This is a genomic window from Streptomyces sp. NPDC048604 (genome assembly GCF_043199435.1).
In the GTDB taxonomy this organism is placed as follows: domain Bacteria; phylum Actinomycetota; class Actinomycetes; order Streptomycetales; family Streptomycetaceae; genus Streptomyces.
The window spans coordinates 349,297-364,799 of record NZ_JBICVX010000006.1 but is presented as its reverse complement, the minus strand read 5'-3'; the positions used below and the strand labels follow the sequence as shown (position 1 = coordinate 364,799).

Genomic DNA, 15,503 nt, shown 5'->3' with positions numbered 1-15,503 from the left:
GCCACGGCCGCTGGTGGGGTCGCGGCGTCCGCGTGCCTGTCGATCTTGACCGCACCCGGTGAACGAGAGCCACGGGCCGCTTTCTAGGCTGACCCCATGTCCGACGAGTCTCCTCTCATCCGTAGCCTGCGGGCCGCTGTCGCCGCCGCTCCCGAAGACGTGCCCCTGCGGCTGCACTTCACCGAACTGCTGCTCGCGGAGGGGCGGCACGACGAGGCCGTCACGCAAGCCGCGGTCGCGCTGCAGCACGCGCCGGGCGACGAAGCCGTACGGGACCTGATGGTCCGCGCCATGCAACTGCCCACGGTCGGCGCCCAACCCCCCGCCTTCGACTGGGCCTCCGCCGAGCAGGAAGTCTCCGACGTCGTCGGTCCCCGCTTCGCCGCCGACCCCGCCGACGCGGGCGACGCCACCGAGGCCCCCCTGACCTCGGACGGCAGCGGCGACCCGGCCGATGCGTCCGCCTGGGACATCGACGCCCCCGGCGAGGTACGCCTCGCCGACGTCGGCGGCATGCAGGAGGTCAAGGACCGGCTCGAAGCCGCCTTCCTCGCCCCGATGCGCAACCCCGAACTGCGCAAGCTGTACGGCAAGTCGCTCCGCGGCGGCCTGCTCCTGTACGGCCCGCCCGGCTGCGGCAAGACGTTCATCGCGCGGGCCGTCGCCGGCGAACTCGGTGCCGGCTTCATGTCGGTGTCGCTCTCCGACATCCTCGACATGTACATCGGCACCTCGGAGAAGAACGTCCACGGCATCTTCGAGGCCGCCCGCCGCCAGGCGCCCTGCGTGGTCTTCCTCGACGAGCTGGACGCGCTCGGCGCCAAGCGCTCGCGTACGCACCACAGCGGTCTGCGCAATGTCGTCAACCAGCTTCTCACCGAGCTCGACGGCATCAACGCCGCCCAGAACGACGGCGTCTTCGTGCTCGCCGCGACCAACGTCCCCTGGGACGTGGACCTCGCCCTGCGCCGCCCCGGCCGCCTGGACCGCACCCTGCTCGTGCTGCCGCCCGACGCCCCGGCCCGGGAGGCGATCCTCCGCTACCACCTGCGCGAGCGTCCCATCGAGTCCGTCGATCTCGGCAAGATCGTCAAGGCCACCGAGGACTTCTCCGGCGCCGATCTCGCCCATGTCTGCGAGAGCGCGGCCGAGTACGCGCTCCTGGACTCGGCCCGTACCGGCACCGTCCGCATGATCGGCACCAAGGACTTCCTGAACGCGGCCAAGCAGATCAGGCCGTCCAGCGAATCCTGGTTCGCCTCCGCCCGTAACGTCGCCATGTTCGCCAACGACGGCGGCATGTACGACGACCTGGTCGCCTACCTGAAGAAGAAGCGCAAGCTGTGAGTGGAACATCCCTGCACCCACGGGTCGAACAGGCCCTCGAGCTCTACGGCATGAAGCGGCAGGAGGAGGCCCTCGCCCTCCTCGACCGGCGTCTCGCCGAGGCACCCGACGACCACGAGGCGTGGACCGCGCGCGCCCGCTGTCTCACCTCTCTGGGCCGCAACGAGGAGGGGCTCGACGCCGCCGACCAGGCGCTGAAGCTCGAACCCGAGTTCGCCGACGGGCACTTCATGCGCGGATTCGCCCTGCGCAGGCTGAGCCGGCTGCCCGAGGCCGAGCAGTCACAGCGCGAGGCCATCCGCCTCGCGCCGGAATACTGGGGCCCACGTGCCCAGCGCGCCGAGATGCTGATCTTCGTGGGGACGAAGGAGGAGGCACTCCAGGAGGCCCAGGAGGCCGTACGGCGCGGCCCTGACGTCGTCGACACGTGGCACACCATGTACAAGGTCGCCGCGTTCAACAGCCGCTTCGACCTGGTGCAGGAGTCCGTGCGGCAGATGCTGCGCATCGACCCGACCGACCAGCTCGCCGTCTCCGAGGTCACCGGGCGCGAGGCCCGCAAGCCCGGCACGTCCGCCGCCCGAGCCGCCGACCTCTACGCCGGCGCACTCGCCGTCGCCCCCGACTCGGAGTCGCTCCGCGCCGATCTCGACAGGGCCGTATACCGGATGCTGCGCGGCACCCGATGGCTCGCCCTGCTCTGCCTGGTCATGGCTGCCCTCACCGTCGACGTCTTCCCCACCGGGGCCGAGGCGAAGGAGCTGCCCGTCGATCTCGGCACCCGGCTGTGGGCGCTGGCCCTGATGGCCGTGGTGTGGGCCTTCGGCGCCTGGCGCCGCTACCGGCGGCTGCGGACCGGGGCACAGCTCACCGTGTTCGCGCTCGTGCGCCGCTCGTTCTGGCCCAGGGTCGTACTCGGCCAGGCCACCTGGGCCACCCTGTGCGCGCTGCTGCTCGTGGCCCTTCCGTGGAGCGAGCGCACCGTCCCTCAGGTCCTGTTCTGGCTGGCACTCGTACCGAACCTGCTCAGCATCACCCATGACCGGAACAAGGTCTGATGAACCGGGCCCTGCAACAGGCCGAAGCCCTCTTCGACCTGGGGCGCTACGAGCAGGCCGCCGCACTCGCCGCCCAGCACCTCGCCGGCCACCCCGACGACGCCACCGCACTCGTGCTGCTCTCCCGGTGCCGGCACCGCCTCGGCGACGAAGAGCAGGCGCTCACCGCCGTCGAACAGGCCCTGCGCGTCGAACCCGAGTCGGTGAGCGCCTGGCTGATGCACGCCCATGTCCTGCTCGCCCTGAAGGAGTACAAGCAGGCCGAGAGCTCCGCCCGGCGCGCCGTCGAACTCGCCCCGCAGCACTGGGGGAGCCACTACACCCTCGGCGCCGTCCTCAGCCAAGGCGCCCGCGGGAAGCACCGGCGGGCCGCGTACGAGTCGGCCCGCACGGCCGCCGCCCTCGCCCCCGAAGAGAGCGACGCGCACCTCCTCCTCGGCGTGACCGCCCACCAGACCGGCAACCACCGCGTCGCCCAGCATGCCTACGAGACGGCGCTGCGCCTCGACCCGGACAGCAGCCAGGCCCACAACAACCTCTCGCTGCTCCTTCTGCGCCGCCGCTGGCTCCGTCCCGGCTCGTGGACTCGGGCCGCCGAGGGCTTCGTCCAGTCCGCCGCCCTCGACCTGAACGACCGCCAGGCCCGCTTCAACCTGGAGACCATGGCCTGGGGAACGGTCATGGGCTCCCGCTGGGTGGCCCTCGCCGGAACCGTCGCGGTGTCGTGCGGCGCCGCCCACCTGCGTGCGGGCGCCACCGGCACCGACGCCCTCGTCGCCTGCCTGGTGTGCGCGGCCGTGCTGGTCGGCAGCTGGGGCGGGTGGCTGCTGTTTCAGGCCCGGCGGGTCCCGCCCCTCCTGCGCCGGCCCCTCCTGCTGGTGGCGCGCGGCTCTCGGCAGGTCCTCGGGATGGCGTTCGCCGTCGCGCTGCTCATCGTCCACGCGCCCTTGGCTCTGGTGCTGTGGCGCAGCGCCGTGTTCGGCGCGCTCGCGATTCCGTTGTTCTTCTTCGTGATCGTCACGTCCGTGGCCGGCCGCACCGCCCTCCAGCAGCGCGCGCCGAAGCCGTAGAGGCGGATGGAAGGGGCGCTTTCCCGCGCCTCATGTCGGGCCAATTGTGAACGCTGTACTTCACGCATATGGCGCGAGATTCAGTATGCGAGACGCAGCCCGACGACACATTGACGTGTCCGGTTTTCGCTGCAAGTCTCTTGGCCGTGAGCATGTCCGAGAACCTCGCCGCGCGGCTCCACGTCGATCTGCGACGTCAAGCCAGCGCCATCTGTGCCGTCGGTCGGTAGACCCGCCGACAGGCGTCTTTCTCCTGCTCTTCTCTCTGCCGTGGATCGCCGTTCCCCGCCGCGCAGGACGCCACTGCGGTAACTGACCGGACTCCTCACCGGAGTTTTCCGGGCAGGTTCCTTTTCCCGCCGTTCGGCGGCTTCCATGCCCTTGCCGCGAATCCTGGCGCGCCATTTTCCGGCAACGCGCTTGCTTCAGGCCGGACAACCGTCTCGATGTCAGTTCTCGCAATGTGCGCGGAAGAACTCAGCAGAGACAGAGCAGAGACACACTCCCGCCGCTCCATCGAACGTGAACAGGACCTTCCATGACCACGACGGCGTCGACCCGACGACAGTTCCTCACTCTGATCGGTCTCTCCGCGGTCGCGGTGAGCTGCACGACCGCAACAGGCGCCTCCGGCAAGGGCCAGACCCGGACCCTCCGGTATCAGGGCTGGGCAGGACAGGTCACGTTGCCCGAGCTGGCCGAGGACCTCGGCTACCTGGAGGATGTGAAGCTGGAGTGGGTCGGCAACACGATCAGCGGGCCGCAGGACATCCAGTCAGCGGCCACCGGCCAGACGGACTTCGGCGGCGCGTTCAACGGCGCGGTCGTCAAACTGGCCGCGAACAAGACCCCTATCAAGGCTGTCATCAGCTATTACGGCTCCGACAAGCACGCCTACAACGGCTACTACGTCCTCGCGGACAGCCCGATCCGCTCCGCCCGCGATCTGATCGGCAAGAAGATCGGGATGAACACGCTCGGAGCCCACGCGGAGGCCATGCTCGACATCTTTCTCCAACGAGGCGGCCTGTCCCGGGCGCAGATCGACAAGGTCGAGCCGCTGGTCGTGCCTCCGGTGAACACCGAGCAGGCGCTGCGCCAGAAGCAGATCGAGGTGGCCGTGCTCGGCGGCATTCTGCGCGACAAGGCCCTGGCAACCGGGGGAATCCGCCCGCTGTTCACCGACTTCGACCTGCTCGGCGCATTCAGCGCCGGCACGTTCGTGATGACGGACCGCTTCCTGAAGCAGAACCCCGACACCGCCCGGACCTTCGTCACCGCGGTGGGACGGGCCATCGAGTGGTCGCGCACCACTCCGCACGAAGAGGTCATCGCCCGGATGACGGACATCGTGAAGAAGCGCGGACGGAGCGAGGACACCGCGCCCCTGCAGTACTGGCGGTCCTACGGCGTCGCCGAGACGGCGGGCCGGATCACCGGCAAGGAACTCCGGCTCTGGATCGACTGGCTGGCCGAGCGCGGCGACATCCGCAAGGGCCAGGTCACGTTGGGCGACCTCTACACCAATGAGTTCAACACCGCCGGTGCGGGCGGCACAGCGCCCGCCTCACCGAGCTCCTCCGCCCCGACGAGCGGGAGCTGATCCCATGCCGGCATCCACGACACCCAAGATCGTGCTCGAGGGCGTACGGAAGGTCTTCACGGTCAAGGACGCGACGGCGAAGGGAGGTTCGGGGACCGACAAGTCCAGGGAGTTCACGGCCGTCGACGGCATCGACCTGGAGATAGCGGCGGGCGAGTTCGTCGTCCTGGTCGGCCCCAGCGGATGCGGCAAGTCGACACTGCTGGATCTGCTCGGCGGCCTCACCCGGCCCGCCGGCGGACGGATCCTGCTCGACGGCGAACCCGTCACCGGTCCCGGCCTGAACCGCGGCATCGTCTTCCAGCAGTACGCGCTGCTGCCCTGGCGCACAGCGCAGGGAAATGTCGAGTTCGGCCTGGAGGCGACCGGCGTTCCACGCCGCGAACGAGCCGCACGGGCCAGGGAGTTCCTGGATCTGGTCGGCCTCTCCGGGTTCGAGAACCGGCATCCGCATGAGCTGTCGGGCGGGATGCGGCAGCGGGTGGCGATCGCCCGAAGCCTCGCCTACGACCCGGACGTGCTGCTCATGGACGAGCCGTTCGCCGCGCTGGACGCCCAGACCCGTGAGTCGTTGCAGGACGAACTGCTCCGCATCTGGCAGCGCACCGGAAAGACCGTGGTCTTCATCACGCACAGCATCGACGAGGCCGTCTACCTGGGGCAGCGCGTCGCCGTCATGACGTCCAGGCCGGGCCGCATCAAGCAGATCGTGCCGGTCGCCCTCGACTCCCGCACGACCACGGACGACGTCCGCTCCAGCCCCGAGTTCGCACACCACCGGCACAAGATCTGGGCGCTGCTGCACGACGAGGTGGCCAGGGCCCAGCAGTTGGAGAAGGAGGAGGCTTCCGTATGAGCCTGACGACCGGCACGTCCATCGAGAAGACTCCCCCGCCGGGCCCGGCGAGCCTCGCCGAAGGCATCCCTACGCCCTCCGTCTCCTCCTCCGTCCCTCCCTCGGCACCGTCGCCGCCATCGCGTCGAGGTGCCTCTCGGGCGGCCCGTGTCCGCCTGCCGGTCCGACGGCTGACGTCCCTCCTGGCGACCGGGGCCACCAAGTCCGTGGCGATCGCGGCCCTGCTGTTGCTGTGGGAGACCGCGCCACGGCTCGAACTGGTCGACCGGACCTTCCTGCCCCCGTTCACCGAGGTCGCCGCCGCCTGGTGGGAGCTGGCGGCCGACGGCCAGCTCGCCGACAACACCTACGCCAGCCTGGTGCGCTCGTTCAGCGGGTTCGGTCTGGCCCTGGCCGTCGCCGTACCCCTCGGTCTGCTGATCGGCTGGTACCGGCCCCTCGCCGATCTGCTCGGTCCGCTGCTCGAGGTGTTCCGCAACACCGCAGCGCTGGCGCTGCTGCCGGTCTTCGTCCTGCTGCTCGGCATCGGGGAGACCTCGAAGATCTCCATCGTGGTGTACGCGTGCACGTGGCCGATCCTTCTCAACACGATCAGCGCCGTACGCCATGTCGACCCCACGCTGCTGAAGCTCGCGAAGTCGATGGACCTGTCCGCGCCCCGTCTGTTCCAGAAGGTCGTCCTGCCCTCCGCCGTGCCGGTGATGTTCACCGGCATCCGGCTGGCCGGAGCGGTGTCGATCCTGGTGCTGGTCGCGGCCGAGATGATCGGTGCGAAGGCGGGGCTCGGCTATCTGATCAACGCCTCGCAGTACAACTTCGCGATCCCGCAGATGTACGCGGGCATCATCACGATCTCCGCCATCGGCGTGACGTTCAACCAGCTCCTGGTGGCCGTGGAACGCCGGCTCAGCTCCTGGCGCGTATCCACCGGCGACTGATCCGGCCGCCCTCCTCCCCTCCCCCGGCAGTCCCCGATCGTCCCACCGCCCCCGATCCGAGGAACCCCCATGACCGCGACCAGTCCCCGCCGACTGCATCTCAACGCCTTCCTGATGAACGCCGGCCACCACGATGCCGCCTGGCGCCACCCCCTTACCCAGCCCGAACGGGTCACCGATCTCCGCTACTTCCAGCAGCTCGCGCAGACCGCCGAGCGCGGTCTGCTCGACTCGGTCTTCCTCGCCGATGGTCTCGCCCTGTGGGGGAACGCCCGGTACAACGCGCTCGGTGGTTTCGAACCGCTCACCCTGCTGTCCGCGCTGGCGGCGGTCACCGAGCGCGTCGGCCTCATCGCCACCGTCTCCACCACCTTCAGCGAGCCCTTCCACACCGCCCGCAAGTTCGCCTCCCTGGACCACATCAGCGGTGGCCGGGCCGGCTGGAACATCGTCACCTCCGGCACCGTGAACGAGGCCCGCAACTTCGGCCGGGACGAGCACCTGGAGCACCGGCTGCGCTACGAGCGGGCCCGGGAGTTCGTCGAAGTCGCCACCAAGCTGTGGGACAGCTGGGACGACGACGCGATCCTGCTCGACCGCGAGGGCGGCGTCTACGCGGACACCGACCGGGTGCGGGCGATCGATCACCGTGGGGAACACTTCGGGGTGCAGGGTCCGCTGAACGTTCCACGCAGTCCGCAGGGCCACCCGCTGCTGGTGCAGGCCGGTTCGTCGGAGGACGGCAAGGAGTTCGCCGCACAGTACGCCGAGGCCGTCTTCACCGCTCAGCAGACCCTTGCCGACGGCCAGGCTTTCTACAAGGACCTCAAGTCCCGGCTCGCGCGCCACGGCCGCAGCGAGGACCAGCTGCTGGTGCTCCCCGGCATCGCCCCCGTCATCGGTTCGACCGAAGCCGAGGCACGCGCACTGGAGCAGGAGCTCACGGAGCTGCAGATCCCCGAGTACGGGCTCGCCCAGCTGTCCGGGATGCTCGGCACCGACCTGACGGGGCTGCCGCTGGACGGGCCGCTGCCCGAGCTGCCCGAGGAGCGGGACATCAACGGCAACAAGAGCCGGTTCACGCTCGTCGCCGAACTCGCCCGCCGCGACGGCCTCACCGTACGCCAGCTCATCGCCCGCCTCGGCGCCGGACGCGGCCACCGCGTCTTCGCCGGCACTCCGGAGCAGATAGCCGATGAGCTCCAGGAGTGGTTCACCCACGGCGCCGCCGACGGCTTCAACATCATGCCGCCCCTTCTGCCGAGCGGCCTTGCGGACTTCGTCGACCAGGTCGTACCGATCCTGCAGTACCGCGGCCTCTTCCGTACCGAGTACAACGGCCGCACCCTGCGCGAGCACTACGGCCTGGCCCGCCCCGCCGGCCGGCCGAACGCGGCGGCCACGGCAGAGGGACGGCCCGTATGACCGGGCTCGACCTCACCACGGACGTCCTCGTGGTCGGGGGTGGCCCCGCGGCGACGTGGGCGGCGCTCAAGGCGGCGCAGGCCGGGGCGGACGTGGTCCTCGCCGACAAGGGCTACTGCGGCACGAGCGGCGCCACCGCCTCGAGTGGCACCGGAGTCTGGTACGTCCCGCCGGAACGTGCCGCGCGCGAGGCGGCCATGGCGAGCCGGGAGGCACTGGGCGGGTTTCTGGCCGACCGGCGCTGGATGGCACGGGTGCTGGACCAGACGTACGCGGGCATGAACGAGCTGGCGGCGGCCGGGCGTTACCCCTTCCCGACAGGGCCGGACGGAAAGCAGCTCAGGAACGGCGTGCAGGGGCCGGAGTACATGCGCAGGATGCGCATCCGCGTCCAGCGGGCCGGGGCGCGCATCCTCGACCACAGCCCGGTCACCGAGCTGCTCACCGACCCCTCCGGGGCGGTCGCCGGGGCCAGGGGCCACCGACGGCAGGCCGGGCAGCCGTACCGGGTGCGCGCCGGGGCGGTCGTCCTGGCCACCGGCGGCTGCGCGTTCCTCAGCGGTGCGCTGGGCTGCAACGTCAACACCGGCGACGGCGCGCTGTTCGCAGCCGAGGCGGGCGCGGAACTGTCCGGCATGGAGTTCTCCAACGCGTACGGCATCGCGCCCGAGGGCACCTCCGTCACCAAGACCGCGTTCTACTCCTTCGCGACCTTCTACCGCGAGGACGGCACGGTCCTGGAGGGTGCGGCCAGTCAGGGTGGCCGGTCCGTGATCGCCAGGACGCTGCTCAGCGAGAAGGTGTACTGCCGCCTGGACCGGGCGGACCCGGCCGCCCGGCAGGCGATGCGGCTGGCCCAGCCAAACTTCTTCCTCACCTTCGACCGCCTCGGCATCGACCCCTTCACGGAACGCTTCGCCATCACCCTGCTCGCCGAGGGCACCGTGCGCGGCACCGGCGGCATCCGCATCACGGGCGACGACTGCTCCACCACCGTCCCCGGCCTGTACGCGGCCGGGGACGCCGCCACCCGTGAGCTGATCTGCGGCGGATTCACCGGTGGTGGCAGCCACAACGCCGCGTGGGCCGTCTCCTCCGGCACGTGGGCGGGTCAGGGTGCGGCCCGCCACGCCTTCTCGCTGGGATTCCGTTCCGCCACGCGCCGTACGGTCCCCGCGGGCGGGGCCGGGATCCGGCCCACCGGCACACCGGGCCCGGCCGGCGGCTTCCGTGAGGTCGTCGCCGCGGTCCAGGCCGAGGTGCTGCCCTACGAGAAGAACTATCTGCGCCACGGCGAGCAGCTCACCGCCTCTCTGCGCGTGCTCGACAGCGTCTGGCAGGAGCTGCGCGCCACCCTGCACGCCGAGGGCGGGGACGTCGTACGGGCCCGGCAGGCGTCGGCGATGGCGGCGCACGCCCGTTGGATGTACGCGGCGGCGCTGGCCCGCACCGAGACCCGCGGCATGGCCAGGCGAATCGACTTCCCGACGCAGGATCCCGGACAGCACCACCGCATCGTCACCGGCGGCCTCGACCGGGTGTGGACCCGGCCCGAGCCCCTGACAACCGCACCGGCGGCGCTACCACTGGAGGTGGCTTCATGATCGAACTGGTCTCGGCGGAACGCTGTATCACCTGCGACAAGTGCATCAGGGTCTGCCCCACCGACGTCTTCGACCGGGGTGAGGACGGCGTCCCGGTGCTCGCCCGCCGCGACGACTGCCAGACCTGCTTCCAGTGCGAGGCGAACTGCCCGGCCGACGCGCTGTACGTCGCACCCCAGACCCGCCCGCTGCCCGACGACCCCACCGCCCGGGACGAGGAGCACCTGGCCCGTAGCGGCCTGCTCGGCAGCTACCGCCGGCACATCGGCTGGGGACGCGGCCGCACACCCGGCGCGCTGCGAGCCGTCGGCCCTCCCCTCGGACCACCGGGGGCAAAGGGCTCCTCACTGCCCATCACGTCCTGATCACCTCCCGAATCCACCTCCCGAATCCACCTCCCGAAAGCACCTCGTGAAAGCACCTCGTGAAAGCACCTCGTGAAAGGACCCCGCACATGACCACCAGCACCGGCTTCGACGTCCGCAGGATCGGAGGCCGCATCGGCGCGGAGATCCTCGGTGTGGACCTCGGCACCGACCTCGACCCCGCCGTCGTCACCGAGATCAACTCCGCGCTCCTGGAACACAAGGCGCTCGTCTTCCGCGACCAGCGGCTCGACGACGCGGGCCAGCTCCGCTTCGCCTCCCTCTTCGGCGAGCTCACCACCGCTCACCCGACCGTGCCGTCCGTCGACGGTCAGCCCCAGATCCTGCCCGTCGACGGCGACGAGGGAATCCGCGCCAACCACTGGCACACGGACGTCACCTTCGTCCGTACGCCGCCCAAGGCGTCCACGCTGCGCAGCATCGTGGTCCCGCCCTACGGCGGCAACACCCTCATCGCCAATGCGGGCGCCGCCTACCGGGACCTGCCCGAGCCGCTGCGTGAGCTGGCTGACAGGCTGTGGGCGGTGCACACGAACGATTACGACTACGCCGCCCCGAAGAGCGACAAGGCGGCCGAGCACCGCAAGCAGTTCGTCTCCCGAAAGTACCGCACCGCCCACCCGGTCGTCCGGGTCCACCCCGAGACCGGGGAGCCGGGGCTGTTCATCGGCGGCTTCGCCCAGAGCATCGTCGGCCTCGGCCCCTCCGAATCCCGCGACCTGCTGCGCATCATCCAGTCGTACGTCACCCGCCCGGAGAACATCGTGCGCGTGGCCTGGCAGCCGGGCGACCTCGTCCTGTTCGACAACCGCATCACCCAGCACTACGCCCCCGACGACTACGGCGACCTCCCGCGACTGCTGCACCGGGTGACCGTCGCCGGCGACGTCCCGTCCGGGATCGACGGCACGCTCAGCCACGTCATCGAGGGCGACGACGCAACCCACTACACCCCCGCAGCGGCCTGAACCCCCGGCCGCCGGGCGAGCACTCTGCCCGGCGGCCGCGTAGGGGCTGCCGTGTCGCCGCTGCCATGTCGGCGTGCCCTCACCCTTCACCCCATCCCCCTTGGAGGGACCCCCTGTGACCTCGTTCCGCCTCCGGTCGGCCGTGGTGACGCTCTCCGCGTCCGCCCTGCTGACCGTCGCCTCCACGGTCCCCGCGGCCCCCGTCGAGACCGCCTCAGCCCCGCCGGCCCGCAGTTCGGTCGTCCTGGACTGGTACGACATCACGGCCGAGACCATCGCCACGGCAGGAGCCCCCACCCAGATCACCAACAGTCGTACGTGGGCGATCAGTTGGCTCGCCGCCGCCAGGGCGACCCGGCTGGCGCCGTCCGGCGTGAACCGCCGCGCGTTCCAGGATGCAGCGCTCGCCTCGGCCGTGCACGACGCGCTGGTCGCCCTGGCGCCCGCCCGGACCGAGGCGCTGGACGCCGCGCTGGAGCGGACGCTGGACGCGATCCCGGACGGGTACGCCGAGGAGCATGGCGTCGCGGCCGGGGCCCGGCAGGCGGCACAGGTGCTGACGGCCCGGCAGGGCGACGGCCTCGACCCGGCCTCGGTGAACGCCCCGTTCACGGTGCCGCCCGCCGGCCCGGGCATCTGGCAGCCGACGCCGCCGGCGTACGCCCCGGCCGTCCAGTACGGCAACCGGCTCGCCGAGCCCTTCCTGCTGGAGCGCGCCGACCGGTTCCGGCTGGGCCCGCCGCCCGCCGTCGGCTCCGCCCGCTACCGGGCCGACCTGGCCGAGGTACGGGCGTACGGGGCGGCGGACAGCACGGTCCGCACCTCCCGGCAGTCCGAGACCGCCGACTTCTGGTACGGCTCCTCGCTCACCTTGTACACCGAGCCCCTGCGCGTCGCGCTGACCCGCTCGGGCCCGTCCACCGACCGGCGGGCCGGGCTCGTGGCACTGTTCCATGCGGCCCTGGTGGACACGCAGATCGCCACCTCCGACAGCAAGTACGCGCATCTGCGCTGGCGTCCGGTCACCGCCCTGCGCACCGGCGCCATCGACCTCGACCCCGCGTGGACGCCGCGCCACAGCACACCTGCGCACCCGGACTACCCGAGCGGCCACGCCACGTACGCCGGGGCGGCCGAGACGGTACTGACCGCGCTCGTCGGCCCGCGGACCGCCCCCTTCGAGCTGTCCAGCCCCACGGCGCCCGGCGTGACCCGCAGCTACACGAGCTGGCGCCGGCTCACGGCCGAGAACGTCGACGCCCGGGTGTGGTCCGGCATCCACACCCGGTCCGCGGACGAGGCCGGAGTCGACCTCGGCGGCGACGTGGCCCGGTACGCGCTGGCCCACTCCGGGCGGCTGTTCGGCAGGCTGTGACCGGTGCCTCCCAGGCGAACATGGGTCTCGGGGTTGAAGTTGCCGTTGCGGCAGCTCCTACCGTCGTGACCAGGGCCGGAGACACCGGCCCGGCGACACACACGTGCAGGAGCCCTGATGGACTGGCCGATTGCGGAGGTGGCCCGGATGTCGGGCGTCACCGCCCGGACACTGCGCCACTACGACGAGACGGGCCTGCTGCCGCCGGCCCGGATCGGCACCAATGGGCACCGCTACTACGAGGAGCGCCAACTCCTGCGGCTGCAACAGATCCTCGTGCTGCGGGCGCTGGGCGTCGGGCTGCCGGAGATCGGCCGGATCCTGTCCGAACAGGTCGACGAGGTGGATGCCCTGCGGGGCCACCACCAGCGCCTCCTCGCGGAACGGGACCGGCTCGACGCACTGGCCGGCACCGTCTCCCGCACGATCGCCGAACTGGAGCAGTCCAGGAAGGACGGCAACTCCATGACCATCAACCGACCGGAAAACCTCTTCGAGGGCGTGGCGCCCTCCCAGTACGAGGAGAACATGCGCGACTTCCCCGAACTCGCCGAAGAGATCGGACGACGCGCCGTCACGATGACCCAGGCCGACGCCGACGCCGCGCACCGTGAGCGCACCGCGCAGATGATCCGGCTGGCTGAACTCATGGCCGCAGGCCACCCGGCCGACGCCGACCCGGTCCAGGCCGAGATCAACGCCCAGTACCGGGCACTGACCGAACTGCGCGCCGTCTCCGCCGAGACCTACCGGGCCATCGGACGCTCCATCGTCGACAACGAGACGTGGCGCACCGCCTACGAGGCCATCGCTCCGGGCCTGGCCGCGTACCAGCGCGACGCCATCGAGACCTACGCCACCACCCGGCTGAACTGAGACACGGCGCAACCGCCGTCGCGGGAGGACCGCGATGGCGGTTGCGCCGCGTCGCGGCGAGCCGGCGACGTTCGAGCCAAGAACCACATTCGACGATGATCGTTGCCATGACCTACGTGATCGAAGCCGCTCGTCCGGACGACTCCGCATGGTTGGGGCCGCTGCTGCTGAAGGCTTGGCTGCAGACATACCCCAACCCGGAGGTGGGGATCGACGAGAACTGGATCCTTGAGCATCGCAGCTCGTCAGCCACGGTGGAGGGCATCACCCAGTGGCGGGAGTTCATCGAGGCAGCGAACCAGCAACCAGACCTGCTGTTCTGCCGCGTTGTCCGTTCCGAAACCGAGATCGTCGGCGTTCTCTGCGGGCGCCGTGGCGCAGTGGTCACCCTCGGACCGATGTATCTGCTGAATCACGTCCAGGGCCACGGACTCGGTGGCCGCATGATGACCGAGTTCCTCACCTGGGCGGGAGCCGCACCCATATCCCTGTGGGTCACCGACTACAACGAGAGCGCGGTCCGCTTCTACCAACGTCACGGATTCAAGGTCACGGGCGAGCGAGAGCTTTGGCAAGGAAGGCTGCCGAACCTGCGCATGACCCGCGAGGTCGCAACCAGCATCAACCCGACACGGTAGGGCTGGACGAGGATGACGACGGGGACGCGAGGACTGAGCCGCGCGGCTCACGCCGGCATCGATCATCGATGACACAGCCGGGCGGCGGCGGCCAGGACCGGGGTGGTCACGGCGGTAGCGGCGGCGCCGAGTGTGGTGTCGGTGGCCAGGATCAAGCGGACCGTTCTCATGGCAAGGGTGAGGACCTCGCTGCCGCGCCGGCGCATGCCTGCCTCGAACTGGTTCACGGCCTCGGCCGTCGTCGTATCGCCGTCCTTGACGCGGCCCAGGTGCTGAAGCAGGGCGGCAGCATCGCGGATTGCCGCGCCGGCCCCCATTCCGGCGGTGGGCGGCGTTGCGTGGACGGCGTCGCCAAGCGCGGTGATACGGCCCGCAGGCCATGGCGCGAGCTCGGTGGCGCGAGTCGAGGCGGCATTGAAGCGGTACCCGGCCACGCTGTGCGGGTCGGCGCGGGCGATGACTTCAAGCGTGTGCTCGGCCCAGCCCTGCTCGCGGAACCGTCCCAGCACCGCGGCCTGCAACTCGCCGTCTCGCAATTCACGCAGGGAGTCGGTCGCGTGGGATTCGGGGAGCATGGCGCCCCAGATGTAGGAGGGGCCGGTGGTGACGGACATCCGCAACTCAGGGGCATCGAGGACCGCGTTGCCCACCGGGTCGAGGAAGCCGACGTACAGCGCTGCACCCCGTGGGCCGATCGCCAGCCCTGATCGTGGTCCGAGCCGGTGCTGTTCACCGGGGCTCAGGTCCGTGCGGAGGGTACGGCCGGAGAACCCTACGATGCCTGCCGGGCTGTTGGTCCGGCCTCCCGCCAGGTGTCGGGCAACCAGGGAATGGGTGCCGTCCGCGCCCACCACCAGATCCGCCGAGACACGTGCGGCGTCGGTGAACAGTACGCGGGGTGCGCCGTCGACGCCCAGGCCCACTTCGGACACCGTCCGCCCCAGATGCAGGTCATCGCCGACCTCCTCGGCCAGCAGCGTGCGAAGAGTGATGCGATCGACATCGATGCCGGAATCGCCGCCGAGATCCGGCCCGCGGCCGAGGAGTCGGCCGCGACGGTCCCAGAACGCGTCGCGGTCACGCAGCCGCAGTGCCGAGGCCGACGCCATCAGCCGCTGCATGATCTCCGGCGCCACCAGCTCCCGGAGCGCCGACTGGGCCCGCTCGTCCAGGGTGATGTGGTAACCGCCCGTCGCCGCCACGTCGGTATCGCGGTCGAACACCGCCACCTCGAAGCCCCTGCGACGCAACCCCGCCCCCAGAGCGAGTCCACCGATCCCGCCACCGACCACGACAACACGCATACCTGTCTGCCCCTTTCCACCACTGTTTGGCCCTGCACAGGAACTCAACCGTGAC

The 15,503-nt window shown here is 70.7% G+C and carries 14 protein-coding genes; 13 read left to right on the top strand and 1 reads right to left on the bottom strand.

All coding sequences use genetic code 11. The features are described 5' to 3' along the window. Positions 1 to 96: 96 nt before the first annotated feature. From ACGFMM_RS15660 to ACGFMM_RS15600, 13 genes are all read left to right on the top strand, one after another. Positions 97 to 1,347 (top strand): AAA family ATPase, encoded by a 1,251-nt coding sequence (locus ACGFMM_RS15660; RefSeq protein ID WP_393646845.1) that lies wholly within the window; start codon positions 97 to 99, stop codon positions 1,345 to 1,347. Beyond that, complete coding sequence (locus ACGFMM_RS15655; RefSeq protein ID WP_393646844.1) at positions 1,344 to 2,405, top strand: hypothetical protein; 1,062 nt, start codon at positions 1,344 to 1,346, stop codon at positions 2,403 to 2,405. Before ACGFMM_RS15660 ends, ACGFMM_RS15655 begins: the two co-directional genes overlap by 4 nt. Further along, the gene (locus ACGFMM_RS15650) at positions 2,405 to 3,475 is read left to right on the top strand and encodes a tetratricopeptide repeat protein (protein ID WP_393646843.1); all 1,071 of its coding nucleotides are present in this window, start codon (positions 2,405 to 2,407) and stop codon (positions 3,473 to 3,475) included. The genes ACGFMM_RS15655 and ACGFMM_RS15650 overlap by 1 nt, the downstream gene beginning before the upstream one ends. Before the next feature lie 538 nt (positions 3,476 to 4,013). Continuing rightward, positions 4,014 to 5,078: an ABC transporter substrate-binding protein gene (locus ACGFMM_RS15645; protein WP_393646842.1), complete on the top strand. Its 1,065-nt coding sequence runs from the start codon at positions 4,014 to 4,016 to the stop codon at positions 5,076 to 5,078. 4 nt (positions 5,079 to 5,082) lie between these two features. Further along, positions 5,083 to 5,934 (top strand): ABC transporter ATP-binding protein, encoded by an 852-nt coding sequence (locus ACGFMM_RS15640; protein WP_393646841.1) that lies wholly within the window; start codon positions 5,083 to 5,085, stop codon positions 5,932 to 5,934. After that, entirely contained in the window at positions 5,931 to 6,872 is a 942-nt protein-coding gene (locus ACGFMM_RS15635) for an ABC transporter permease (RefSeq protein ID WP_393646840.1), read from the top strand. The genes ACGFMM_RS15640 and ACGFMM_RS15635 overlap by 4 nt, the downstream gene beginning before the upstream one ends. A 69-nt stretch (positions 6,873 to 6,941) precedes the next feature. After that, entirely contained in the window at positions 6,942 to 8,297 is a 1,356-nt protein-coding gene (locus ACGFMM_RS15630; RefSeq protein WP_393646839.1) for an LLM class flavin-dependent oxidoreductase, read from the top strand. Continuing rightward, the gene (locus tag ACGFMM_RS15625) at positions 8,294 to 9,901 is read left to right on the top strand and encodes an FAD-dependent oxidoreductase (protein ID WP_393646838.1); all 1,608 of its coding nucleotides are present in this window, start codon (positions 8,294 to 8,296) and stop codon (positions 9,899 to 9,901) included. Before ACGFMM_RS15630 ends, ACGFMM_RS15625 begins: the two co-directional genes overlap by 4 nt. Then, a complete protein-coding gene (locus tag ACGFMM_RS15620) occupies positions 9,898 to 10,266 on the top strand; it encodes a 4Fe-4S dicluster domain-containing protein (protein WP_393646837.1) in 369 nt (122 codons plus the stop codon). The genes ACGFMM_RS15625 and ACGFMM_RS15620 overlap by 4 nt, the downstream gene beginning before the upstream one ends. 89 nt (positions 10,267 to 10,355) lie before the next feature. After that, on the top strand, positions 10,356 to 11,255 hold the full coding sequence (locus ACGFMM_RS15615; protein WP_393646836.1) for a TauD/TfdA dioxygenase family protein: 900 nt from the start codon (positions 10,356 to 10,358) through the stop codon (positions 11,253 to 11,255). A gap of 115 nt (positions 11,256 to 11,370) precedes the next feature. Next, positions 11,371 to 12,630, top strand: a complete 1,260-nt coding sequence (locus ACGFMM_RS15610; protein ID WP_393646835.1) for a vanadium-dependent haloperoxidase — start codon at positions 11,371 to 11,373, stop codon at positions 12,628 to 12,630. Between the two features lie 117 nt (positions 12,631 to 12,747). Further along, the gene (locus ACGFMM_RS15605) at positions 12,748 to 13,506 is read left to right on the top strand and encodes a MerR family transcriptional regulator (RefSeq protein WP_393646834.1); all 759 of its coding nucleotides are present in this window, start codon (positions 12,748 to 12,750) and stop codon (positions 13,504 to 13,506) included. Positions 13,507 to 13,613: 107 nt separating this feature from the next. After that, the gene (locus ACGFMM_RS15600) at positions 13,614 to 14,144 is read left to right on the top strand and encodes a GNAT family N-acetyltransferase (RefSeq protein ID WP_393646833.1); all 531 of its coding nucleotides are present in this window, start codon (positions 13,614 to 13,616) and stop codon (positions 14,142 to 14,144) included. A 62-nt stretch (positions 14,145 to 14,206) separates the two neighbouring features. Here the strand turns inward: ACGFMM_RS15600 and ACGFMM_RS15595 are convergent, their stop codons facing one another. Beyond that, positions 14,207 to 15,448, bottom strand: coding sequence for an FAD-dependent oxidoreductase (locus tag ACGFMM_RS15595; RefSeq protein WP_393646832.1), 1,242 nt, complete (start codon positions 15,446 to 15,448; stop codon positions 14,207 to 14,209). Positions 15,449 to 15,503: the final 55 nt, after the last annotated feature.

Excerpts from the sequence above, each read along its gene's own strand:
- ACGFMM_RS15660 (WP_393646845.1), top strand. The coding sequence starts at position 97 with ATGTCCGACGAGTCTCCTCTCATCCGTAGCCTGCGGGCCGCTGTCGCC.
- ACGFMM_RS15650 (WP_393646843.1), top strand. The coding sequence starts at position 2,405 with ATGAACCGGGCCCTGCAACAGGCCGAAGCCCTCTTCGACCTGGGGCGC.
- ACGFMM_RS15645 (WP_393646842.1), top strand. The coding sequence starts at position 4,014 with ATGACCACGACGGCGTCGACCCGACGACAGTTCCTCACTCTGATCGGT.
- ACGFMM_RS15640 (WP_393646841.1), top strand. The coding sequence starts at position 5,083 with ATGCCGGCATCCACGACACCCAAGATCGTGCTCGAGGGCGTACGGAAG.
- ACGFMM_RS15635 (WP_393646840.1), top strand. The coding sequence starts at position 5,931 with ATGAGCCTGACGACCGGCACGTCCATCGAGAAGACTCCCCCGCCGGGC.
- ACGFMM_RS15630 (WP_393646839.1), top strand. The coding sequence starts at position 6,942 with ATGACCGCGACCAGTCCCCGCCGACTGCATCTCAACGCCTTCCTGATG.
- ACGFMM_RS15625 (WP_393646838.1), top strand. The coding sequence starts at position 8,294 with ATGACCGGGCTCGACCTCACCACGGACGTCCTCGTGGTCGGGGGTGGC.
- ACGFMM_RS15620 (WP_393646837.1), top strand. The coding sequence starts at position 9,898 with ATGATCGAACTGGTCTCGGCGGAACGCTGTATCACCTGCGACAAGTGC.
- ACGFMM_RS15615 (WP_393646836.1), top strand. The coding sequence starts at position 10,356 with ATGACCACCAGCACCGGCTTCGACGTCCGCAGGATCGGAGGCCGCATC.
- ACGFMM_RS15605 (WP_393646834.1), top strand. The coding sequence starts at position 12,748 with ATGGACTGGCCGATTGCGGAGGTGGCCCGGATGTCGGGCGTCACCGCC.
- ACGFMM_RS15600 (WP_393646833.1), top strand. The coding sequence starts at position 13,614 with ATGACCTACGTGATCGAAGCCGCTCGTCCGGACGACTCCGCATGGTTG.
- ACGFMM_RS15595 (WP_393646832.1), bottom strand. The coding sequence starts at position 15,448 with ATGCGTGTTGTCGTGGTCGGTGGCGGGATCGGTGGACTCGCTCTGGGG.